Below are 21,532 nucleotides of genomic sequence, written 5' to 3'. Positions count from 1 at the left end.
TCAGCGAGGCTACCCCCGCCCGGGCCCGTCCGGCACCCGGGCGGGTGGTCAGGCTTCGTGCGGAGTGGGAAGATATGCAGGTGTACCAGCTCCCGGGCACGGGTTCCGAGACGCCCATGGGAACCCGCGAACAGCCGCCCGGGCTGGTCGGGACGGCTCCGGGCTACCTGAACGTCGGCGCCTTCCGGTTCTGGTTCCTGGGCCAGCGCTGGGAATGGTCGGACGAGGTCGCCAGGATGCACGGCTACGAACCGGGCGCCGTGACGCCGACGACGAAACTGCTGCTCTCGCACAAACATCCCGAGGACCGGGCGCACGTCCAGGATCTGCTCGACTACGCGCTGCAGTCGGGGCAACCGTTCTCGAGCCGGCACCGCTTCATCGACACCACGGGCCGGGTGCACGACGCGATCGTGGCGGCCGACCGGATGCTCGACGAGCGGGGCGTCGTGGTGGGCACCGCCGGTTACTACATCGACCTCACCGCCACCTTCGACGAGGCCCGCCAAGAGTTGCTCGACGCCGCCCTGCCCGACCTGTTCGAGAGCCGCGCGGCCATCGAGCAGGCCAAGGGTGTGCTGATGTTCGTCTACCGGGTCAGCGCAGAACAGGCCTTCCGGGTGCTGCAGTGGCGCTCCCAGGAGACCAACACCAAACTGCGCTCGCTGGCCAGGCAGTTGCTCGACGAGGTCTCGACCCTGGCGGCGCCGACGGCCGCCGTGCAGAGTCAGTTCGACCACCTGCTGTTGACGGTGCACGAACGCATTCCCCCGGAAGAGGGCGGCTGACCACCGCAATCGCGGACGCGGTCGGTCGGGCGGGGTTAGAATCCAGACATTGCGGTGCGCGACAAACGCATCCGCGTGCCGCGTCATCGGGCTCTGCGGCAATTTGACACGTCCGTCGGGCGAGAGGCGCGGAATTGTTGGCGGTCGAACACGAGGCCCACGAGGATGCCGTGGTGGTCCGGATCAAAGGTGATGTCGATTCCAGTACCGTCGACGAGCTCACCGCTCAGCTCACCTCGGCGCTCGAGCTGGCCGCCACGCACCCGGCCAGGCTGGTCGTCCTCGACCTGCAAGCGGTCGATTTCTTCGGCAGCGCGGCCCTGAACGCGGTGCTCGACTGCCACGAGGCGGGCCAGGCGGCCGGGACGGCGGTCCGCCTCGTCGCCGCCAACGACCACGTGCTGCGGCCGATCCAGGTCACCGAGCTCGATCGTGTCTTCGACATCTACCCGACGCTGCCGCAGGCACTGCAGCGCGAGCGGCGGCAATGAACGGAGGGCTACCGGCGGACCTCGCGGCTGCGGCCGCGCTGGGCGGGGAGATGGGCCGGCGGTTCGCCGAGTTCGACTGGGCGGCCCACCCGCTGGGCCCGCCGCAGCAGTGGCCCGCCGAGATGCGCGCAGCCGTGGCCACGACGCTGACGTCACGGTTCCCGCTCGTGCTGTGGCTCGGCACCGACGACCTGTTCCTGGTGTACAACGAGGCCTACATCGAGATCCTCGGCGACAAACACCCGGCCGCCCTCGGCCAGCCCGGGCGCGACGTGTGGTGGGACATCTGGGACTCGATCGGCTCGATGCTGGCCGGGGTGGTCGCCAGTGGGGAGGCGACCTGGTCGCGTGACCTGATGCTGCCGATGGTCACCGCCGGCCGGCGCGAGGAACGCTACTTCTCGTTCACCTACAGCCCGCTGATCTCCGCCGAGGGCCGGCCCTTCGGCATCTTCTGCCCGTCCTACGAGACCACCGACCGGGTGCTGGGCGAGCGCCGCCTGCACCTGCTCAACGCGGTGGCGGCGGCGACGACGGAGGCGCGCAGCTTCGACGATGCGGTCGAGGCCGCCGTCGCGGTGTGCGCGGGCCAGCCCGCCGACCTGCCGTTCGTCGCCGTCTACGTCCAGGAGGCGGATTCGGGCCGGCTGGCGCTGTGCGGCGCGACGCCGACCGTGTCGGGGCTGTTGCCCCGCACGCTGGAGGAGCTGATCGAACCGGATTCGGCGTCGCGCTCCCGGGCCGAGTTGCGGCTCGTCGACGACGTGCCTGCGGCCATCCCGGGTATCGGCGAGGTCCTGGGCGACGACTGCCCGCAGCAGGCGCTGGTGTTGCCCCTCGGCGAAGCATCGACGGCCGGTGCGCTGGTGGCGGGGCTCGCTCCGCGACGTCGCCTGGACACGCTGTACCGCGGCTTCTGCCAGCTGCTGGCCGACCAGTTGTCGTCGACGTTCGCGCAGATTTCCTCCTTCGAGCAGCAGCGGCAGCGGGCCGACGCGCTGGCCGAGCTGGACCGGGCCAAGACGGCCTTCCTGACCAACGTCAGCCACGAGTTCCGCACCCCCCTGGCGCTGCTGCTCGGGCCGCTCGACGACGCCCTGTTCGACGCGCCGCCCGGGAGCATCCTGGCCGAACGGCTGAGCACCGCCGGGCGCAACGCGCGCCGCCTGCAGCGGCTGGTCGACTCGTTGCTCGACTTCTCCCGCATCGAGGCCGGCCGGGCGAAAGCGAAGCTGGTGTGCACCGACGTCGGCGCGCTCACCGAGCACATCGCGTCGTCGTTCAGCGAGCTGTGTGACCGGGCGGGGCTCGACCTCGTGCTGGACTGCGCCGCGGCGACCGCCGACGTCGACCCCGGCATGTGGGAGACGATCGTGTTGAACCTGCTGTCCAACGCGGTCAAATACACGCTGCGGGGCTCGATCTCGGTCGGGGTGCGCGCCGAGGCCGGGTGCTGCGTGGTAGCGGTCCGCGACACGGGGGTCGGGATCGGCGCCGACGACCTGGACCGGCTGTTCGAGCGCTTCTACCGGGCCGACACGGCGCGGGGCCGCAGCGTGGAGGGCACCGGAATCGGGCTGTCGCTGGTCCGCGGACTGGTCGAGCTGCACCGCGGCAGCGTGCACATCGACAGCAAGGTCGATCGCGGGACCACGGTGACGATCCGGCTGCCGGAATCGGTCGACGGCGCCGCGGTCGATCATTCGCCCGCCAAGCTGCTCGACGAGACGCTCGACGCGACCAACCCGTACGTGGCCGAGGCGACGCAGTGGGTGCAGTCGGGGCCCGCCGAGGAGCCGGCCGCAGCCGGTGCGCCCGGTCGCCCGGTGGTGCTCATCGCCGACGACAACGCCGACATGCGGGCCCACCTGAACCGGGTGCTGTCCGCGCACTACGAGACCGTCCTCGTCGCCGACGGGGGCTCGGCGCTGGCCGCCGCGCGCAGGTGGCACCCCGACGCGATCGTGACCGACGTCATGATGCCCGGTGTCGACGGGTTCGGGCTGGTGGCGGCCATTCGCGCGGATCCGGCGTTGGCGGCCACGCCGGTCCTCATGCTGTCCGCGCGGGCCGGCGCCGAGGCCATCACCGAGGGCTTCGCCGGCGGGGCCGACGACTACCTGCCCAAGCCGTTCCGCTCGCAGGAACTCGTGGACCGGCTGGCCTCCCGGCTGTCCGCGGTGGGCCGGGAGCGCGACCGCCAGCAACGCGAGGCCCACCAGCGGCTCGCCGCCGATCTGGTGCAGCTCGACTCGGCGCTGCAGTCCGCCGACTCGGTGGCGGGGATCCTCGAAGCGTTCTCCAACTCGCCCTTCGGCTCCGGTGACGCCGCGGCGGTCACGATCGGGGTGGTCGACGGCGAGCGGCACATCCGGTTCGAGTACGCCGGCGACCTCCCCAGGGAGCTACGCGACCGCTACCACGTGGCCTCAATCGACGCCCCGCTGGTCGGCGCGGACGTCGTGCGCACCGGCGAGCCGATGATCATCCCCGACACGTTCGACCTCCCGGCGCGCTACCAGCACGCGGTGCAGGACACCGCGGCCAACGTCCGCGCGTGTGTCGCGCACCCGCTGCGCGACGGCGCGGGCCGGGTCGCGGGCGTGCTGGCGTTGCTGTGGCCCGCGCCGCGCCAGTTCGAAGCCGCCGAACTCGAGACCTTCCGCCGGATGGCCGAGCTCACCCAGTCGGCCCTGGACAGGGTCCGGGTGATGGCGCGCGAACACCGCATCGCCGTCGACTTCCAGGAACACCTGCTCGACCTCAACCGCGGCTCGACCGCGGGGGTCGTCGCGGCGGTGTACCAGCCGGCCGGGGAGGCGATGCGCGTCGGCGGCGACTGGTATTCGGTCACCCCGCTAGCCGCGGCGGGCAGGGTCGGGATATCGGTCGGCGACGTCGTCGGGCACGGCCTGTCCGCCGCGATCGTGATGAGCAGGCTGCGCGCCGTGGTGGCCGCCTCGGCGCTCACCGCCCCCGAACCGGACGCGGTGCTGACGGCGTTGGACCGGTACGCGGCCAGCGTCACGGGCGCCCGCTGCGCGACCGTGGCCTATGCCCTCGTGGACGCCGGGGCCGAGGCGGGGGCCGCCACCGTCAGCTACAGCTGCGCCGGGCACCCCTACCCGCTGGTCATCCCGGCCGACCGGGCCCCGGTCTTCTTGGAGTCCGGCCGCCGTCCCCCGGTCGCCGTCACCGAAAGCGCCGCCCGCGACGACGCGCCCACCGCCACGGCGACGACGCGGCTGCAACCGGGCAGCCTGATCCTGCTCTACACCGACGGGCTCATCGAGCGGCTCGGCGAGACGCTCGACGACGGGTTCGCGCGCCTGAAGTCCGTGGCCGCGGACTGCGCCGACCTGCCGGTCGAGTCCCTCTGCAACGAGCTGCTGCGGCGGATGAGCCCGGCAGCCGGCTTCCGCGACGACGTCGTGCTGCTGGCGCTGCGTCCCAGCCACGCGGCCGCGCTCAGCTTCGCCACGGTGGTGCCCGCCGCGGCGGCGCAGATCCCCGTCGCGCGCGGCCGGCTCCGGGGCTGGCTGAACAGCATCGCCGTCGTCCCTCGCCGCGAGCTGGACATCTTGCTGGCGGCGGGCGAAGCCGTCACCAACGCGATCGAGCACGGCAGCGGGGGCGAGCCGCACAAGACCGTCTCCGTCGAGGCGTTCCTGCGCCGGGACACCGTCGCGATCACCGTCAGCGACACCGGGCAGTGGGTCAGCGATTCGTCGGCCAGCATGCGCAACCGGCGTCGCGGGCGCGGCCTCACGCTGATGGGGGGCCTGGCCGACCGCGTCGACACCGTGCGCACCCCCGCCGGCACTCGGGTCACGCTGGAGTTCGACCACGCTCTGACCGGCTAGGGCGTGTCAGACCTCCTCCATCGCCTCGCCGAGTTCCTCGAGCAACTTGTTGTGGTGGTTGTTCGCCATGATGTGGCCGGCGGCGATGACGAGGGCCACCGGCCAGTCGATGAGTTCGAAGGCCGCCAGGGCGGCCAGTCCGCCGTAGTACGCCAGCTGCTCGGGCCGCGGAATCTCCACCTGCCCCACCAGCGGCAGATTCACTGCAAACGTCTCGCCCTCGCGGATCCTCTGCACCGCCTCGTGTTGCGGCGTTCCCCGGCGCGCCTGCTTTTCCGCCATCATTTGCCTTTCTGTAACGAAGGGTTTCCCGCCCCGCCGGGTCACCCGGCAACGGTCGGGGTTATGACAATGTCCGAAACCCTGGCGGATCCGCTGATATCGCCGGTTGCTTCGGCGCTCGCCGTGCCCCTGAGGCACGTCTATGCGTTGTTGTGGCGCGTGGGGATTGTGGAGATTGTCCCGACCGAGCGGCCGCGCCGTCAATCGGCGGATCTGTGTCCGGACTGCCCCATCTCTCCGCGATACCGTTCACCACGGCCAGGGCGACCGTCGCGGCCGCGGCGCTTCCCAGAGCCTGCGCCCAGCCGAGCGGATCCAGCGGAGTGCAGCCGAGTAGCTGGCTGACCACCGGGATGCTGATCAGGGTGGCCATCGTGGCCATCGAGCCGACCGTGGTGAGCAGCACCAGCGGTGCGTGCGAATCCAGCAGCGTCTGGCCCAGCTCCGCGCCCACCAGGGCCACCAGCGCGACGGTGGAGGCGCGCCGGGGCAGGCCGGTGACCCCCGCCATCGCCCACGCCGCCGTCGCCGCCGCGGCCGTGGTCGTGCCGCGGACGGCGACGGCGCGCCACAGCGCGGGCTGATCCGGGCCGCGCAGCCCCGGGTTGACGGGACCCCTGGGCTTGCTGACGGCGAGCGCCGCGGCCGGCAGCGCGTCGGTCATCATGTTCACCAGCAGCAGCTGCCGGGTGTTCAGCGGCGAGGTACCCGTCAGCGCGCTGCCGATGATCGCGAACAGCACCTCCCCGGCGTTGCCGCCGAGCAGCACCGAGACCGCCGACTGCACCCGCTGCCAGAGCTGGCGTCCCTCTTCGATGGCCTGCACCAGGGCCTCGATGCGGGCGTCGACCAGCACCACGTCGGCCGCCATGTGCGCCGGGTCGCTGCCGCCGGCGACGACGCCGATGCCGACGGAGGCGGCGCGGATCGCGGCCGCGTCGTTGGAGCCGTCGCCGACCATCGCGCACAGCACGCCGGCGGCTTCCAGCGTCTGCACGACCTGGACCTTGTTCTCCGGTGTCATCCGCGCGAAGATCACCCGTTCGGTCACGACGCGTTCCTGATCCTTGCGCGACAGCGCGTCCCACTCGCAACCGCTGATCACCTCGTCAGCTCCGACCGCCAGCCCCAGTTCGGTGGCGATGGCCGTGGCGGTGATCGGGTGGTCGCCGGTGATCAGCTTGACGCCCACCTGCTGCCGCCGGAGTTCGGCCAGCAGGCCGGCGGCTTCGGCGCGCGGGGTGTCGGACAGGCCGAGGAACCCGGCCAGCGTCAGACCGTCCGAGCAGTAGTCGGCGATGCCGTCGGGGTCGTCGCGGAGCCGCCGCGCCTGCTGCGGGGTGAGCCGCCGCCGCGCCACCGCGATGACCCGCAGCCCGCGGGCGGCCAGCTCGCCGACCGCGGGCTCGGGGCCCGGGGCGCCGCAGGCGGCCAGCACGACCTCGGGCGCCCCCTTGACGGTGAGTTCGTGATCGGTGACCGACGCCGAGAACGACCTGCCGGACCGGAAGGGGAGGTGCGCGTCCTGTGGCGGCACGGCCGTCGGGGTCCCGAGGGCCTCGGCGGCCGCCGCCACGATGGCGGCGTCGGTGGCGTGCACGTGCGGGTCGCCGTTGGAGGTGGGGGCGGCGTGGGCGGCGCAGCGCAGCACCTCCTCGCGGGAGTGTCCCGGCGCCGGGTGGACGTCCGTGACGCGCAGGCGGTTCTCGCTGAGGGTTCCCGTCTTGTCGAAACAGACCACGTCGATGCGGCCCAGCGCCTCCACCGAACGCGGCACCCGGACCAGCGCGCCGAACCTGGTCAGCCGTCGCGCCGACGCAGCCTGGGCGAGCGTCGCCACGAGCGGCATGCCCTCGGGCACCGCGGCCACGGCGATCGCGATGCCGCTGGCCACCGCCTCGCGCAGCGCCGTGCGCCGCAGCATGCCCAGCGCGCCGACCAGGGCGCCGCCGGTCACGCTGACGGGGAAGGCCCGGTTGGTGAGCTGGCTGAGCTGGTGCTGCAGGCCGACCTCGGAGGACAGGTCGGCGGACACCAGCTCGGCGGCGCGGCGCTCCTGGGTGTCGGCGCCGACCGCGGTCACCAGGGCGACCGCGGTGCCCGCCTCCAGGGTGGTGCCGGCGTAGAGCATGCAGCGGCGCTCGGCGAGGTCGGCGCCGGGCGTGGCCTCGACCTGCTTCTCCACCGACAGCGACTCCCCGGTCAGCGTCGACTCGTCGACCTCGACGTCGACTTCCTCGACGATCCGCGCGTCGGCGGGCACCACCTCGTGCGTGCGGACCTCGATCAGGTCGCCGGGCTGCAGCTGCGCGGCGATGACGTCGGCGTAGACCCGCTGCCCGTCCGGCCCAATCACCAGCTTGCGGGCGGGCGGGATCTGTTGCGCCAGAAGGTGATTCAGTCGGTTCTCGGCCCGCAGCCGCTGGCTGGCCGCCAGCATCGAGTTCGCGGCCAGCACCGAGAAGACCAGCACCGCGTCCACGGGCGAACCGAGCACCGCGCTGGCCGCCGAGCCCAGCGCCAGCACGGGCGTCAGCGGGTCGGTCAACTCGGCGCGCACCGCCTCGAGGAACTGCAGGAACGCACGCGCCCGGGTGTCGGGCTGCGCGGCGCCGATCGCGGCCAGCGCGAGCCGGCCCGGCTCGCCGGCCGGGTCCGACTCGGGCGCGGGCAGCACCGCGCGGACCTGCTCGACCGACATCGCATGCCAGTCGTGCACCGGGCCCGGCCGGGGCGCCTCGGCGCCGATGATGCCGCGGGCCAGCAGGTATCCCGCCAGCAGCCCCGCCGCCGCGCCGGTGTTGATCGGCCCGGGCCCCAGGCCGCGCACGCCGGGGATCATAAGCAGCGACCCCATGGCCGTCGCCCCGGCCGCTATCCCGGCGCCGCGCCGGGTGGCGGCCCGGGCCGCCGGGAGGGCGCGCAGCACCCGCCACGCGGCGGCCAGGTCGGGCAGCAGCAGGTCGGCCTCCCAGGGGAGGGGATCGGTGTCGTGGCGCGGCAGAATGCCCAGCGCCACGTCGGCCTTGGCCAGGGTGCGGCCCGGCAGCGCGGACAGCACCGCGACGGAGCGGCCCGCGCGTTGCAGGTCGGCGACCGTCGCGGCGAGCGCGTCGTCCAGGGGTCGGCCGCCGGGCGCTCGGAGGTCGTCGAACGCGTGCCGCAGCTCGCCCAGCGCGTCGACGTCGACCGACACCAGGTCGGCCCCCGACCGGTGGGCCTCGGCGACCACCGCCGCGGCCAGCGGATCGTGGGGCGGGCGGAACAGTGCCTCGACCGCGGAACCCGGCTCGGCGGCCGAGATCCCGGGGACCGGGTGCCAGCCGGCCCGCAGACCGTCCCTGGCCAGGACGAGCTGGGCGCGGTTCCACGCCGCGGGCACCTCGTCCTCGGCGGCGCCGCGCACGCGGGCCACCTGCAGGCCGCTGGTGCACAACGCCCTGGGGTCGACGACGATCGCGTCGATTCGGTCCAGGCGGCGCAGGGCGTCGGGCCGCAGCGTCAGCACCGCGTGCCGATCGGCCAATCCGTGCCCGAGCGCCGCGGCGAACGCCTCGGGTGTGGTGCGGCTCGCCTTGGGCGCGGTCACCAGCACCGCGGTCGCGGCCAGGTGCACGCTGCGGGTGGTGGCACCGATCAGGCCGGCGCTGACGGCCTGCATCAGCGCGAAACGGCGGCCGGCGGCGTCCAGGGGTCTGGCGGGCCGCGGCCGGCGCTCGGGCGTCGGGGCCTCCCACTCGGCGCGGCGCGCCAGTTCCGCTTCGTGCAGGCGCCACACCCGCGCCTCGGCGCGGCTCTCGGCGGCGCGCAGGGACTGCATGAGCAGACCCACCGACAACGCCCCCGGGGACTGGGTGACGGTCTCGGCGGCCACCCCGGCCAGGGCCAGCACGGTGTCCGTCGCGGGCCGGCCGATGGCGTTCTCGACCAGCCGCCGCGCCCAGGGCTGATAGTCCACCGCGACGACGCCCGCCAGCACACCGATCGGCGCCCGCGGCCAGTGCAGGACGCGTCCGGTCAGCGCGATGCCCAGCCCGGCCGCGTTGGCGGCCACGGTCACCGCCCTGATCACCGGCACCGCGCCCGTTGCGGGCGGCTCCACCGGAGGCGCCGCGGGTTCGGCGGGGGTCTGCCCGGGCAACTCGCCCGCGATCGCCCGGGCACCCTCGCGCAGCGGAATGGCCGCGATGTTCAGGGACGCGCCGGCCAGGGCGGTGGTGGTCCGGACCCCGGAGACCAGGACGCGCAGCGGTATTCGAATGGAAGAGGCGGCAATGCTCAAGGGCTGCTCAACGGATCCCCGACTAGTTGGTGCTGCGCAACTCGCTCGCGCCCGGCCGGCGCCCGGCCGTCTTCTTGGCCGCCGGCTTGGCGGCCTTCTGGGGCACCGCCTTCTTCGGCGCGTCGTCCGTCGGCACCGGCTTCAGGTTGGCCTTGGGGGGCGGTTCGGTTCTGCGGTGCATGCGGTGCAGCAGCAGCGCGCCACCGCCCACGGCCAGCAGCACTGGCCACTCGACCAGGCCGGCCACCCCGAGCGCGCCCATGGCCAGCGCGGCCGCCGGCGTGGAGTGACTGCCCGAGCTGACGCCGCGCTTGATGCCTTCGGCGGCACCTGTGACGCCGCCGACGATCCCGTTCACCGCCGCGCCGCCCACGGCGCCGGCGGCGGCGGTGGCCGCGTCGGCCGCGCGGTTCACGGCGTTACCCACGCTTCGGGCTGCCCCACCGACGACACTCATGATGGCTCCTGATCTCCGGCCATCCTCGCGGCGACCGGTCGACGTCGCCTGTATACCCGTTGAACGGAACGTAAACAGCGGCAACGAAATTTTCCCTGTATCTTTCCAAACAAAAGCCTGCCACGCTACTTGGTCGCAATACAACGAGCCGGCGCGGGCGAATTTCCACCGCTCCATCCGGTTTAGCCGTCGCGCAAATCCACCAGCACCGGGGCGTGGTCGCTGGGCGCTTTTCCTTTACGTTCCTCTCGGACGATCTGCGCGGCGCTCACCCGGCCGGCCAACGCCGGCGAGGCCAGGATGAAGTCGATGCGCATGCCTTGTCTCTTGGGAAAACGCAGCTGGGTGTAATCCCAGTAGGTGTACACGCCGGGGCCGGGCGTGAATGGCCGCACGACGTCGGTGAATTGCGCGTCGACGACGGCCTGGAAGGCCCGGCGCTCGGGTTCGGAAACGTGGGTGGCTCCGGCGAAGAATTCGGGGCTCCAGACGTCTTCGTCGGTGGGCGCGATATTCCAGTCGCCCACCAGGGCGATCTGCGCCGCGGGGTCGTCGTGCAGCCAGCCGGCCGCCGCGTCGCGCAGCGCGGCGAGCCAGTCCAGCTTGTAGCCGTAGTGGGGGTCGGCCAGGGTGCGGCCGTTGGGCACGTACAGGCTCCACACCCGCACGCCGGCGCAGGTGGCGCCCAGCGCGCGGGCTTCCGGGGCGGGGTCCAGCCCGGGTTTGGCGCTCCAGCCGGGCTGGCCGTCGAAACCGACCTGCACGTCGTCGAGGCCCACCCGCGATGCGATCGCCACGCCGTTCCACTGGTTGAAGCCGACGTGGGCGACCTCGTAGCCGAGTTCGAAGAACGGCAGGGTGGGGAACTGGCTGTCCGCGCACTTGGTCTCCTGCATGGCCAGCACGTCGACGTCGGCGCGGGCCAGCCAGTCCACGACGCGGTCGAGGCGGGTGCGAATGGAGTTCACGTTCCAGGTGGCCAGCCGCATGACTAGACGCTAGCGCCGACCGGGAAGTACCGGCGGCTGTGGTGCGGCCGGAAGCCCAGCGCGCCGGCGACGGCGGTCCGGGCCGGGTCGGCGTCCTCGCCGACCGCCAGGTAGCCGCGGGTCGCGCCGCGCCCCGCGGCCCAGGCGAGCAGGGTTTCGCAAACTCGGCGAGCGGCGGCCGCGTCGCCGGCGGCCGCCACCCACAGGCCCACCCAGCGGGCGCCGTCGGGGGCGTCGGTGACCGCTGCGCGCGCGGCCGCGGCGCCCGGTTGCACGCCGAACCTGAGCTCGCCGTCAGTGACGGCGGTCAGCGTGTGAATGTCGGGCCCGGACCGCGACGTCTGCAGCCAGCCGTCGTCCGGGCGGACCGAGAGGGTGACGGCCGCGGCGGGGTCGCCGGTGGCCATGCCGGCGACGTCGCGCACCAGAACCTGTTCGGTGCGTTCCGTCGTCAGCCTGGCCGGCAGCGACAGCAAGCGGTCCGGGATCGCCAGGCGCGGCGCCAGGCCGCGGCGCCGGTACCAGTCGACGATGGCGGGCAGTGTGCTCATGTGAGCTGAAATATCAAGCGGCAAAGCCGAATTGACCGTCATGCCGGCGCCGGGCGCGGCCCGCAGCAGCCAGCCGTCCAGCCAGGTGTGCTCGACGCCGGGCCAGGCTCTCGCGGCCGCGTGCTCAAGGGCGCGAATCTGGGACGTGCGTACCGGTGTGTCGGTCAGCACCCGCAGCGCCACGACGTCGTCGGGGGCGAACTCGACGACCGCGCCGGTCTTCGTCCGCACGCGCACCACCGGCTCGACCGTCAGCAGGTGCCCCACCGCGTCGGTCAGCGGGGGGACCGATCCGCTCGCGCGCCGGTAGCGCACCGCCACCCGCGTGCCGGGCTCTGGCCACGCGACCATCAGTGACCGAACGGGTCAGGTCCCTCGCCCGGCAGCCACGACAGGCCGGGCACACCCCAGCCGTGGGCCTTGACGGCCCGCTTGGCGCCGCGGGCGTAGCGGCCGACGAGGCGGTCCAGGTACAGGAACCCGTCGAGGTGCCCGGTTTCGTGCTGCAGCATCCGCGCGAACAGGCCGGTGCCCTCGAGCGTGACCGGGTTGCCCTCGGCGTCCAGGCCGGTCACCTTCGCCCACTTCGCCCGGCCGGTGGGAAAGGACTCGCCGGGGACCGACAGGCAGCCCTCGTCGTCGGCCTCTGGGTCGGGCATCGTCTCGGGCACCTCGGAGGTTTCCAGCAGCGGGTTGACGACCACGCCGCGGCGGCGCTCGCTCATCCCGCGGTCGTCGGCGCAGTCGTAGACGAAAACCCGCAACCCGTACCCGATCTGGTTGGCGGCAAGGCCGACGCCGTGCGCGGCGTCCATGGTGTCGTACATCGTGGAGATCAGCTCGGCCACCTCGGCGGGCAGCGAGCCGTCGGCGGCGAGCGGCACGGGTTCGGTCGGTGTGTGCAACACCGGGTCCCCCACGATGCGGATCGGTACGACTGCCATGATCGGCTAGCTTAGGCGCGTCGACCCCCGGCGAAGGCGGGCGGGCCGAAGCGGCCCGAGGTTGGGGGTACTTCCCAGCCGCGCAGCGGCGAGGGGGCGAGATGCGCGATCGGGCCGGGTGGGCGAGATGCGGGGCAATACGGCGACTCGCGGTCCGGGTTCGCCGCACCAGACTTCGCGGCGTGGTTCAATGTTCGCGCAAAACATGCCCGTAATTACGTCACCAGAGCAATTCGAGTATCCGCCGGAAGGGTCCAGGGGAAGCAATATGGACAGCGCCATGGCGCGGGCAAATCAGTCGGGGGACGACGCTGAGATCGCCGATGGGCTCACCCGACGCGAACACGACATCCTGGCGTTCGAACGCCAGTGGTGGAAATTCGCCGGGGTGAAGGAAGACGCCATCAAAGAGCTCTTCTCGATGTCGGCGACGCGCTACTACCAGGTGCTCAACGCGCTGGTCGACCGGCCCGAGGCGCTGGCCGCCGACCCGATGCTGGTGAAGCGGCTGCGGCGGCTGCGCGCGAGCCGGCAGAAGGCGCGCGCGGCGCGGCGGCTCGGCTTCGAGGTGACCTGACTCGCTACAGTGGGCTCGATGAAAGAGCGCGTCCCCGATTCCACGGGGCTTCCGCTGCGGGCCATGGTGATGGTGCTGCTGTTCCTCGGCGTGATCTTCCTGCTGCTCGGCTGGCAGGCCCTCGGCTCGGGGAACTCCGACGACGACTCGGCGTCGGCGGTTTCCGGCATGACCAGCACCACCAGTTCCCCGGCCGCGTCGACGACGACGCCCCGGGCCGACCAGGCGGACGTTCGGGTCTACAACATCTCGTCGAAGGAAGGCGTCGCCGGGCGCACCAAGGACGAGCTGACCTCCGCCGGCTTCCGGGTCACCGAGGTCGGCAACCTCACGGTGCCCGACGTCACGACCACCACGGTGTACTTCACCGACGCCGACGGTGAGCATGCCACCGCCGACGCCGTGGGCAAGAAGCTGGGCGCGCCCGTGGAAACGCGGATCCCCGCGCTCAGCGACCAGCCGCCGGGTGTCATCGTCCTGGTGGCGGGCTGAGACGTCCGGCCGCTCGATCGGTCTCGGGGCGCCGGGTTAGGCTCTCGTCATGCCTATGCTCGCCGGTCACCGTAATGCCGCTGCCGCCACCATGTCCGCACTGTCGACGTGCTTACTGGCCACCTGCGCCGCCCTGCTGAGTGCCTGTTCGCCGGGCCAGAACCCCGCGACGTCCCCGGGCACCACTCCGCCGGTCTGGACCGGCTCACCCGCGCCCGCCGCGTCCCCGGGCTCCGGGAACGCGGCGCCGGCCGCGCAGAGCATCATCACCGTGCTCAAGAACGCCGACGGCGCCGAGGTCGCGACCGCCAAGTTCGATTTCGCCGACGGTTTTGCCACCGTCACGATCGCGACGACCGGCCCCGGTCACCTCGCGCCCGGCTTTCACGGGGTGCACATCCACAAGGTGGGCAAGTGCGAACCCAACTCGGTCGCCCCCGGTGGCGGCGCGCCCGGCGACTTCAACTCCGCCGGCGGGCATTTCCAGGCGCCCGGGCATTCTGCCCAGCCCGACAGCGGTTACCTGCCGCCGCTTCAGGTCCGCCAGGACGGGACGGGGATGCTCGAGACCACCACCGACGCCTTCGGCATGGACGACCTGCTGACCGGCCAGAAGACCGCGATCATCATCCACGCCGGTGCCGACAACTTCGCCAACATCCCGCCGGACCGCTACCAGCAGACCAACGGCACGCCGGGCGCCGACCAGACCACGATGAACACCGGTGACGCCGGCAAGCGAGTGGCGTGCGGTGTCATCGGTTCCGGCTAACCGGGGCAACACCCGCATCGACTTCGCCCGCTCGCCGCGGCCGACGGTCGGGGTGGAGTGGGAGTTCGCGCTGGTCGACGCCGAAACCCGCGACCTGAGCAACGAGGCCACCTCGGTGATCGCCGAGATCGGCGAAAACCCGCGGGTGCACAAGGAATTGCTGCGCAACACCGTCGAGGTGGTCAGCGGCGTCTGCGAGACCGCGGGGGAGGCTATCGAAGACCTGCGTCAAACCCTGGGCCCGGCGCGGCGGATCGTCCGGGACCGCGGCATGGAGTTGTTCTCCTCCGGCACCCACCCATTTGCGCGGTGGTCCACCCAGAAACTCACCGACGCGCCGCGCTACGCGGAGTTGATCAAGCGCACCCAGTGGTGGGGCCGCCAGATGCTGATCTGGGGGGTGCACGTGCACGTGGGCATCCGCTCCGCGCACCAGGTGATGCCGATCATGAGCTCGCTGCTCAACTATTACCCGCACCTGCTGGCGCTGTCGGCGTCCTCGCCGTGGTGGGCCGGTGAGGACACCGGCTACGCCAGCAACCGGGCGATGATGTTCCAGCAGCTGCCCACCGCGGGGCTGCCGTTCCAGTTCCAGACCTGGGCCGAGTTCGAGGGCTTCGTCTACGACCAGAAGAAGACCGGCATCATCGACCACATGGACGAGATCCGTTGGGACGTCAGGCCTTCTCCGCATCTGGGCACCCTCGAGGTGCGGATCTGCGACGGCGTGTCCAACCTGCGGGAACTGGGCGCGCTGGTCGCCCTGACGCACTGCCTCATCGTCGACCTGGACCGCCGGCTGGAGGCGGGCGAGACGCTGCCGACCATGCCGCCCTGGCACGTCCAGGAAAACAAGTGGCGGGCCGCCCGGTACGGCCTCGACGCGGTGATCATCCTGGACGCCGACAGCAACGAGCGGCTGGTCACCGACGACCTCGCCGACATGCTGACCCGGCTGGAGCCCGTCGCCAAATCGCTGAACTGCCTCGACGAGCTGGCGGCGGTGGCCGATATCTGGCGGGACGGTGCGTCCTACCAGCGGCAGCGTCGGGTGGCCGAGGAACACGAGGGCGACCTGCGCGCGGTTGTCGACGCGCTGGTGGCCGAGCTGGAGATCTAGCGCGCATGACCGATGCCGAAACCCTTGAGCTGGCGATGTTTCCGCTGGAGTCGGCGCTGCTGCCCGGCCAGGACCTGCCGCTGCGGATCTTCGAGCCCCGCTACGGCGCGCTGGTGCGCCACTGCATCGAGAGCGGCGACCCGTTCGGCGTGGTGCTGATCTCGGCCGGCCGCGAGGTCGGCGGGGGCGATGCGCGCTGCGACGTCGGGGCCCTGGCCACGATCGGCGAGTGCGTCGACCACGGCGCGGGCCGCTACTCGCTGCTGTGCCGGGCGGGCGAGCGGATCCGGGTGTGCGAGTGGCTGCCCGACGATCCCTACCCGCGGGCCGCCGTGCGGCGCTGGCCCGACGAGCCGGGGGACCCGGTGACCCCGGCCCAGGTGCGCGAGCTCGAGGACCGCGTGATGGCCGTGTTCGCGCGCATCGCGGACGCGCGCGGAGCCGAACTGCCGGACCGCGAGGTGTTGTTGGGCCCGGCCGGGGGCGAGGATCCCGGGCAGCGGCTCTTCGCGCTGGCGTCGCGCGTCCCGATCGGGGCCGCCGACCGCTACGCCGTGCTGGCGGCGCCGTCGGTCGCCGAGCGGCTGGCCGCCTTCGCCGAGGCCGTCGACGCGCTCGCCGACGTGGTCGAATTCGAATTGTCCTGACATGAAGGTGCATCTGCAGATCGACGGCGCGCCGGCGGGCGCGCGGGCGAGCGCCACCGAGATCGCCGCGGCGGGCGCAGACGGCCTGTTCACCTTCGAGGGCCAGCACGACGTCTTCTTCCCGCTGCTGCTCGCCGCCGGCGAGACCCGCCTGGACCTGATGACCAACGTGGCGATCGCGCCGCCGCGCAGCCCGCTGCACCTGGCGCACGCGGCCTACGACCTTCAGGAGTACAGCGGCGGCCGGTTCCGGCTCGGCCTGGGGTCGCAGGTGAAGGCCCACATCGAAAAGCGTTACGGCAGTAAGTGGGAGCGGCCGGCGGCCCGCATGGCCGAAACCGTCACGGCGATCAAGGCGATCTTCGCGGCGTGGGAGGGCCAGAGCCGCCTGGATTTTCGCGGCGAGTTCTTCACGCACACGATCATGGCGCCCAACTTCAACCCCGGGCCCAACCCGTTCGGGCCGCCGCCGGTGCTGCTGGGCGCGCTGGGCCCGGTGATGACCCGCACGGCCGCCGAGTTCGCCGACGGGTTGCTGGTCATGCCGTTCAACAGCGCCCGCCATCTGGCCGAGCGCACGATCCCCGCCGTCGCCGAGGGGCTGCGCCGTTCGGGGCGGTCGCCGGGCGGCTTCCAGATCGTGGCCCAGGCGATGGTCGCCGTGGGCCGCGAGGAGGACGACCTGGCGGCCGCGGTCGACGGGGTGGCGTCGCTGATCGGGTTCTACGGCTCGACGCCGGCCTACCTGCCGGTGCTCGAGGTCGAAGGGTGGGCCGGCATCCAGCCCGAACTCAACGCGCTGTCCAAGCAGGGCCGCTTCGCCGAGATGCGGGCGATGATCACCGAACCGATGGTGGCCCGGATCGGGATCGCCGGAAGCCCCGACGAGTGCGCGCGGCAGATCGAAGAGCGGTTCGGCGAGCACGCCGGGGAGGTGTGCTGTTATTTCCCGGGCTACACCCCGCGCGGTCAGGACGTCGCCGACCTGATCGCCGCCCTGCACCGGGCGCCGCGATGACCCCGGCGGTGACGGTCGAGGTCGCCGCGGGCGTCGCCGTGCTCACCCTCAACCGCCCCGAGCACCTCAACGCCTATACCGCGGAGATGGGGCGGCTGCTCAGTGCGGCGTACTCCGAATGCGACCGCGACGACGACGTCCGGGTGATCGTGCTGACCGGCGTGGGCCGCGCCTTCTGCGCCGGCGCCGACTTCTCCGGCGGCGCATCGCCTTCGACTCCCCGGCAGACGAGACGTTTTCGGCGTCGCCGATCGACCCGGCTGCCTTCGAGCTGCGCAAGCCCGTTCTCGCGGCGGTGAACGGCCACGCGGTGGGCATCGGCCTGACGATCGAGCTGCAGGCCGACCTGCGTGTCGTCGCCGGGAACCGGGCGCTGCCCTCCGGCGAGGTCTTCGAGCACACGATGGAGATCGCCCGCGAGATCGCGGCCAACGTGGCGCCGATGTCGGCCGCGCTGTGCAAGCAGCTGTTGTGGGACAACGCGATCCACGGTTAAACGCGGGGCCCGGAACGCGGCGACCCATTTCGGAGCCCTGAGGTCCTATCCGGCTGCGGCGAACGCGCGCAGCGAATCCACCTGCACCGGATCCAGTGAGGGGCGCACGGTTTCGCGGGCCGCCGCCAGGTCGGCGGCCGTCACGTCGGCGGCGTCGATGGACCGCCGCATCGCGGCCAGCGCCGCCTCCCGCAGCAGCGCCACGCAGTCGGCCGCGCTGTAGCCCTCGAGCCCGGCGGCGATGTCGTCGAGGTTCACGTCGGCGCTCAGCGGTATCGATTTGCCTGCCGTGCGCAAGATTTCGCCGCGGGCGGCGACGTCGGGCGGTTCGACGAACACCAGGCGCTCCAGCCGTCCGGGCCGCAGCAACGCGGGGTCGATCAGATCGGGACGGTTGGTGGCGCCGAGCACGACGACGTCGCGCAGCGGGTCGATGCCGTCGAGTTCGGTCAGCAGCGCGGCCACCACGCGGTCGCTCACGCCGGAGTCGAAGCTCTGCCCGCGCCGGGGTGCCAGCGCGTCGACCTCGTCGAGGAACACCAACGACGGCGCGGAGTCGCGGGCCCGGCGGAACAGGTCCCGGATCGCCCGCTCGCTGCTGCCCACCCATTTGTCCATCAGCTCCGAGCCCTTGACCGCGTGCACGCTCAACTGCCCGGTGCTGGCCAGCGCGCGGACCACGAAGGTCTTGCCGCAGCCGGGCGGGCCGTAGAGCAGCACGCCACGGGGCGGGTCGACGCCCAGCCGCGCGAAGGTGTCGGGGTGCTGCAGCGGCCACAGGACCGCCTCGGTCAACGCCTGTTTGGCGTCGGCCATGTCGCCGACGTCGTCGAGGGTCACGCTGCCGACCGCCAGTTCCTGGCCGGCCGAGCGGGACAGCGGACGGATGACGCCGAGGGCGCCGGCCAGGTCGTCCTGGCTCAGCCGGGGTGGCTGCCCGTCGGTGCTGGCCCGCGACGCGGCCCGCAGCGCCGCCTCACGCATCAGCGCGGCCAGATCAGCGACGACGAAACCCGGTGTACGGGAAGCGATCTCCTCGAGCCGAAGGGCCTCGGTGGGCACCGGCTTCAGCAGCGCCTCCAGCAACGCCTTGCGCGTCGCGGCGTCCGGCAGCGGTAGGCGCAGCTCCCGGTCGCACAGGTCGGGGGCGCGCAGCCTGGCGTCGAGCTGGTCGGGTCGCGCGGTGGTGGCGATCAACGCGACGCCCCCGGTGGCCACCGCGGTGCGCAGCTCGCCGAGGATCAGGGCGGCCACCGGCTCGGCGGTGGCCGGCAGCAGGGCGTCCACGTCGGCGATCAGCAGCACACCGCCGCCGCCGCGAACCTGCTGCGCCGCCGCGGCCACCGCCGCGAGCCGGTCGGCGGGGCTCAGCGCGCCGACCTCGGGGCCGTTGAGTTCCACCAGCGGGCGGCCGTCGCACACCGCGCGCACCAGCGTCACCTTGCCCACCCCGGCCGGGCCCGACACCAGCACCCCCAGGTTGGCGCCGGCGCCCAGTGTCTCGAGCAGGTGCGGTTCGTCGAGCGCGAGCTTGAGCCATTCGGCGAGCTTGGCGGCCTGCGGCTGCGAGCCCTTGAGCTCCTCGATGAGGATCGCCGGGGTTCCCGTGGCCATCGGCTCCCGGGTGACCGGCCCGGCGCCGGCCGGGACGCCGGCCCCCCAGGTGACCAGCGTGTTCGGCTGCACGCTGACCGGCCCCTGCGGGTCGGCGCCGGTGACGGTCAGCAGCTCCGAGGTCCAGCTGATCCCGACCGCGGCCGCCAGCGCGCGGGTGGCCCCCGAGGTGGACGTGCCGGGGCCGAGGTCGCGGGGCAGCAGCGACACGGCATCGCCGACGGTCAGCACCTTGCCGAGCAGGGCCTGGCGCAGGGTGACCGGCGACACCGACCGGGTCGTCAGGGACGAGCCCGACAGCGTCACCGACCGAGCGCCGTACACGGTGACCGCACCGACGAGCACCGCGGTGCCCTCGCGCAGCCCGGCGTTGGACAGCGTCACGTCGTCGAGCAGCGCCGCGCCGACCGCGGTGTCCGGCCCGGAAAGAGCCGCCACGGCCGCCGTGGTCCGCGACCCGGTCAGCGACACCGCGTCCCACTCCCGGATCCCGAGCGCGGCGACGGCACTGGGGTGCAGGCGGATGACGCCCCGGCGGGAGTCGAGGGCCGAGGTGTTCAGCCGGGCGGTGAGCGTGAGCCGACCGGAGCCCGTCACGTCAGACGCCCACCCGGTTTGCGTAGCCCCAGCCGCGCCACCGACCGGCGGTTGGGCCGGGCTTGGCGGATGGCGCGTCGCGCGGCCCGCCGCTGTTTGGGTTTGTCGGCCCACGCCTCGGGGTGGGCGGCCAGCCAGCGCTGGTTGCGCACCCCGAACGGGATGTGCACCAGGTAGGCGACGATGATCGCCCAGATCAGCAGGTAGGGGGCCAGCACCGCGGCGGCGGCGAAGATCGCCAGCACCGCCAGCAGCGGCGCGGCCCAGTTCGGCGGCACCGACACGGCGTGCATCTTCTTCATCGGGATCTTGCTGACCAGCAGCATCGAGGTCCCCACCACCCAGACGCACAAGAACACCGGCGAGGTCCACCAGCCCGCGCCGAACTGCAGCTTGAGCCCGATGAGGCCGATGATCGACACCGCGCCCGCCGGCGCGGGCATCCCGACGAAGAACTCCCGCGCGTAGGCGGGCTGGCTGCCGTCGTCGAGCAGCGCGTTGAACCTCGCGAGCCGCAGCACCACGCACACCGCGTACAGCAGAACCACCACCCAGCCGGCCGGCGACGTCGACAGCATCGTCACGTAGAGCACGATCGCGGGGGTGACCCCGAAGTTGACCGCGTCGGCCAGCGAGTCGATCTCCGCGCCCATCCGGGACTGGGCGTCCAGGATGCGCGCCACCCGCCCGTCCAGGCCGTCCAGGATGGCGGCCGCGGCGATCAGCGCCATCGCCGCCTTCGGCTGGTGCTCGAGGGCGAACTTGATCGCGGTCAGCCCCGCGCAGACCGACAGCACGGTCATCGAGCTGGGCAGAATCTGCAGGCTCACCCCCCGCCTGGCCCGCGGCCTGATCGTCATGGCAGTTCGGCCAGCACGGTTTCGCCTGCGACCGCCCGCTGGCCCACCTCGACGAGCGGCACCGCGCCCGGCGGCAGGTAGGTGTCCAACCGGGAGCCGAACCTGATCAGCCCGTAGGTGTCGCCGACGGACAACTTGTCGCCCACCCGCGAGTCGCAGACGATGCGGCGCGCCAGCAGCCCCGCGATCTGCACCGCGATGACCTCCGCGCCGCCCTCGGTCCGGATCCGCAGGCTGGTGCGTTCGTTCTCGGCGCTGGCCGACGCCAGGTCGGCCGACCCGAAGCGGCCCGGGCGGTGTTCCACCGCGATCACCTCGCCGGTCACCGGCGCGCGCTGCACGTGGGCGTCCAGCAGGGACAGGAAGATGCTGACCCGCGGCAGCGGCGCCTCACCCATGCCGAGTTCGGCGGGCGGGGCCGCGGCGTCGATCACGCAGACCACGCCGTCGGCCGGCGCCACCACGGCGCCGGCCCGCGAGGGCGGCACGCGGCGCGGGTGCCGGAAGAACCCCGCGCAGGCACCCGCAGCCAGCAAGCCCGCCCGGCGCAGCCAGCGGTGGCGGCGTCCCGCCAGCGCGAGCCCCAGGCCGGCGGCGACGAACGGCCGCCCGGCTGGATGCATCGGCGGGACGGTGGAGCGCACCAACTCCAGCACGTGTCGCGGACTGGTGCCAGGGCGTCGGGCCACGCG

At 72.8% G+C, this 21,532-nt stretch carries 18 protein-coding genes and 2 pseudogenes; 11 read left to right on the top strand and 9 right to left on the bottom strand.

Going from position 1 to position 21,532, the window contains the following annotated elements:
• The first annotated feature begins 116 nt into the window (after positions 1-116).
• The 3 genes from AB8998_RS26425 to AB8998_RS26415 all read left to right on the top strand — a co-directional run bounded on the left by AB8998_RS26425 (position 117) and on the right by AB8998_RS26415 (position 5,142).
• Positions 117-788 (top strand): PAS and ANTAR domain-containing protein, encoded by a 672-nt coding sequence (locus tag AB8998_RS26425; protein ID WP_369741783.1) that lies wholly within the window; start codon positions 117-119, stop codon positions 786-788.
• A 134-nt stretch (positions 789-922) separates the two neighbouring features.
• Positions 923-1,279 carry an STAS domain-containing protein gene (locus tag AB8998_RS26420; RefSeq protein WP_369740885.1) on the top strand — a complete coding sequence of 119 codons (357 nt, stop codon included), beginning with the start codon at positions 923-925 and terminating at the stop codon, positions 1,277-1,279.
• Positions 1,276-5,142: a SpoIIE family protein phosphatase gene (locus AB8998_RS26415; protein WP_369740884.1), complete on the top strand. Its 3,867-nt coding sequence runs from the start codon at positions 1,276-1,278 to the stop codon at positions 5,140-5,142. Before AB8998_RS26420 ends, AB8998_RS26415 begins: the two co-directional genes overlap by 4 nt.
• Positions 5,143-5,148: 6 nt before the next feature.
• On the opposite strand, the gene AB8998_RS26410 is transcribed toward AB8998_RS26415, so the two are convergent.
• A complete protein-coding gene (locus AB8998_RS26410) occupies positions 5,149-5,424 on the bottom strand; it encodes a hypothetical protein (RefSeq protein WP_369741782.1) in 276 nt (91 codons plus the stop codon).
• 63 nt (positions 5,425-5,487) lie between these two features.
• On the opposite strand from AB8998_RS26410, the gene AB8998_RS26405 reads away from it, so the two are divergent.
• Positions 5,488-5,769, top strand: coding sequence for an Rv1535 domain-containing protein (locus AB8998_RS26405; RefSeq protein WP_369741781.1), 282 nt, complete (start codon positions 5,488-5,490; stop codon positions 5,767-5,769).
• Here AB8998_RS26405 and AB8998_RS26400 read toward each other — a convergent pair.
• The 5 genes and pseudogenes from AB8998_RS26400 to AB8998_RS26380 all read right to left on the bottom strand — a co-directional run.
• Positions 5,738-7,864, bottom strand: a pseudogene (locus tag AB8998_RS26400) (cation-translocating P-type ATPase); the annotation flags it as partial. The gene AB8998_RS26405 and the pseudogene AB8998_RS26400 overlap by 32 nt on opposite strands.
• 1,864 nt (positions 7,865-9,728) lie before the next feature.
• Positions 9,729-10,163 (bottom strand): hypothetical protein, encoded by a 435-nt coding sequence (locus AB8998_RS26395; protein WP_369740883.1) that lies wholly within the window; start codon positions 10,161-10,163, stop codon positions 9,729-9,731.
• A gap of 182 nt (positions 10,164-10,345) precedes the next feature.
• Entirely contained in the window at positions 10,346-11,152 is an 807-nt protein-coding gene (locus AB8998_RS26390; RefSeq protein WP_369740882.1) for an exodeoxyribonuclease III, read from the bottom strand.
• A gap of 2 nt (positions 11,153-11,154) precedes the next feature.
• Entirely contained in the window at positions 11,155-12,054 is a 900-nt protein-coding gene (locus AB8998_RS26385; RefSeq protein ID WP_369740881.1) for an N-acetylglutamate synthase, CG3035 family, read from the bottom strand.
• Positions 12,054-12,647, bottom strand: coding sequence for a peptide deformylase (locus tag AB8998_RS26380; protein ID WP_369740880.1), 594 nt, complete (start codon positions 12,645-12,647; stop codon positions 12,054-12,056). Before AB8998_RS26380 ends, AB8998_RS26385 begins: the two co-directional genes overlap by 1 nt.
• A gap of 268 nt (positions 12,648-12,915) precedes the next feature.
• On the opposite strand from AB8998_RS26380, the gene AB8998_RS26375 reads away from it, so the two are divergent.
• The 7 genes and pseudogenes from AB8998_RS26375 to AB8998_RS26345 all read left to right on the top strand — a co-directional run.
• Positions 12,916-13,224 (top strand): DUF3263 domain-containing protein, encoded by a 309-nt coding sequence (locus AB8998_RS26375; RefSeq protein ID WP_369740879.1) that lies wholly within the window; start codon positions 12,916-12,918, stop codon positions 13,222-13,224.
• An 18-nt stretch (positions 13,225-13,242) separates the two neighbouring features.
• Positions 13,243-13,716 (top strand): LytR C-terminal domain-containing protein, encoded by a 474-nt coding sequence (locus AB8998_RS26370; protein ID WP_369740878.1) that lies wholly within the window; start codon positions 13,243-13,245, stop codon positions 13,714-13,716.
• Between the two features lie 49 nt (positions 13,717-13,765).
• The gene (gene sodC, locus AB8998_RS26365) at positions 13,766-14,488 is read left to right on the top strand and encodes a superoxide dismutase[Cu-Zn] (RefSeq protein WP_369740877.1); all 723 of its coding nucleotides are present in this window, start codon (positions 13,766-13,768) and stop codon (positions 14,486-14,488) included.
• Complete coding sequence (locus AB8998_RS26360) at positions 14,469-15,608, top strand: glutamate--cysteine ligase (protein ID WP_369741780.1); 1,140 nt, start codon at positions 14,469-14,471, stop codon at positions 15,606-15,608. The genes sodC and AB8998_RS26360 overlap by 20 nt, the downstream gene beginning before the upstream one ends.
• A 5-nt stretch (positions 15,609-15,613) precedes the next feature.
• Positions 15,614-16,255 carry an LON peptidase substrate-binding domain-containing protein gene (locus AB8998_RS26355; protein ID WP_369740876.1) on the top strand — a complete coding sequence of 214 codons (642 nt, stop codon included), beginning with the start codon at positions 15,614-15,616 and terminating at the stop codon, positions 16,253-16,255.
• 1 nt (position 16,256) lies between these two features.
• The gene (locus tag AB8998_RS26350) at positions 16,257-17,273 is read left to right on the top strand and encodes a TIGR03617 family F420-dependent LLM class oxidoreductase (RefSeq protein WP_369740875.1); all 1,017 of its coding nucleotides are present in this window, start codon (positions 16,257-16,259) and stop codon (positions 17,271-17,273) included.
• Positions 17,270-17,763 (top strand): annotated as a pseudogene (locus AB8998_RS26345) (enoyl-CoA hydratase-related protein); the annotation flags it as partial. The gene AB8998_RS26350 and the pseudogene AB8998_RS26345, both read left to right, overlap by 4 nt.
• 51 nt (positions 17,764-17,814) lie before the next feature.
• Here AB8998_RS26345 and AB8998_RS26340 read toward each other — a convergent pair.
• Genes AB8998_RS26340 through AB8998_RS26330 form a run of 3 tightly spaced genes read right to left on the bottom strand, consistent with a single transcriptional unit; the run spans position 17,815 to position 21,529 of the window.
• Complete coding sequence (locus AB8998_RS26340) at positions 17,815-19,980, bottom strand: AAA family ATPase (protein ID WP_369740874.1); 2,166 nt, start codon at positions 19,978-19,980, stop codon at positions 17,815-17,817.
• A complete protein-coding gene (gene pssA, locus AB8998_RS26335) occupies positions 19,977-20,840 on the bottom strand; it encodes a CDP-diacylglycerol--serine O-phosphatidyltransferase (protein ID WP_369740873.1) in 864 nt (287 codons plus the stop codon). Before pssA ends, AB8998_RS26340 begins: the two co-directional genes overlap by 4 nt.
• A complete protein-coding gene (locus AB8998_RS26330) occupies positions 20,837-21,529 on the bottom strand; it encodes a phosphatidylserine decarboxylase (RefSeq protein WP_369740872.1) in 693 nt (230 codons plus the stop codon). The genes pssA and AB8998_RS26330 overlap by 4 nt, the downstream gene beginning before the upstream one ends.
• Positions 21,530-21,532: the final 3 nt, after the last annotated feature.

Origin of the sequence: Mycobacterium sp. HUMS_12744610 (assembly GCF_041206865.1) — a bacterium.
GTDB classification, from domain to species: Bacteria; Actinomycetota; Actinomycetes; order Mycobacteriales; family Mycobacteriaceae; genus Mycobacterium; species Mycobacterium servetii.
Note: the sequence above shows the minus strand (reverse complement) of the source record. Positions and strands in the feature narration are given on the sequence as shown.

Coding starts and splice junctions, on each gene's coding strand:
- AB8998_RS26385 (WP_369740881.1), bottom strand. CDS start 12,054: ATGGTCGCGTGGCCAGAGCCCGGCACGCGGGTGGCGGTGCGCTACCGG.
- AB8998_RS26370 (WP_369740878.1), top strand. CDS start 13,243: ATGAAAGAGCGCGTCCCCGATTCCACGGGGCTTCCGCTGCGGGCCATG.
- AB8998_RS26425 (WP_369741783.1), top strand. CDS start 117: ATGGGAACCCGCGAACAGCCGCCCGGGCTGGTCGGGACGGCTCCGGGC.
- AB8998_RS26415 (WP_369740884.1), top strand. CDS start 1,276: ATGAACGGAGGGCTACCGGCGGACCTCGCGGCTGCGGCCGCGCTGGGC.
- AB8998_RS26395 (WP_369740883.1), bottom strand. CDS start 10,163: ATGAGTGTCGTCGGTGGGGCAGCCCGAAGCGTGGGTAACGCCGTGAAC.
- sodC (WP_369740877.1), top strand. CDS start 13,766: ATGCCTATGCTCGCCGGTCACCGTAATGCCGCTGCCGCCACCATGTCC.
- AB8998_RS26405 (WP_369741781.1), top strand. CDS start 5,488: ATGACAATGTCCGAAACCCTGGCGGATCCGCTGATATCGCCGGTTGCT.
- pssA (WP_369740873.1), bottom strand. CDS start 20,840: ATGACGATCAGGCCGCGGGCCAGGCGGGGGGTGAGCCTGCAGATTCTG.
- AB8998_RS26380 (WP_369740880.1), bottom strand. CDS start 12,647: ATGGCAGTCGTACCGATCCGCATCGTGGGGGACCCGGTGTTGCACACA.
- AB8998_RS26350 (WP_369740875.1), top strand. CDS start 16,257: ATGAAGGTGCATCTGCAGATCGACGGCGCGCCGGCGGGCGCGCGGGCG.
- AB8998_RS26375 (WP_369740879.1), top strand. CDS start 12,916: ATGGACAGCGCCATGGCGCGGGCAAATCAGTCGGGGGACGACGCTGAG.
- AB8998_RS26390 (WP_369740882.1), bottom strand. CDS start 11,152: ATGCGGCTGGCCACCTGGAACGTGAACTCCATTCGCACCCGCCTCGAC.
- AB8998_RS26410 (WP_369741782.1), bottom strand. CDS start 5,424: ATGGCGGAAAAGCAGGCGCGCCGGGGAACGCCGCAACACGAGGCGGTG.
- AB8998_RS26355 (WP_369740876.1), top strand. CDS start 15,614: ATGACCGATGCCGAAACCCTTGAGCTGGCGATGTTTCCGCTGGAGTCG.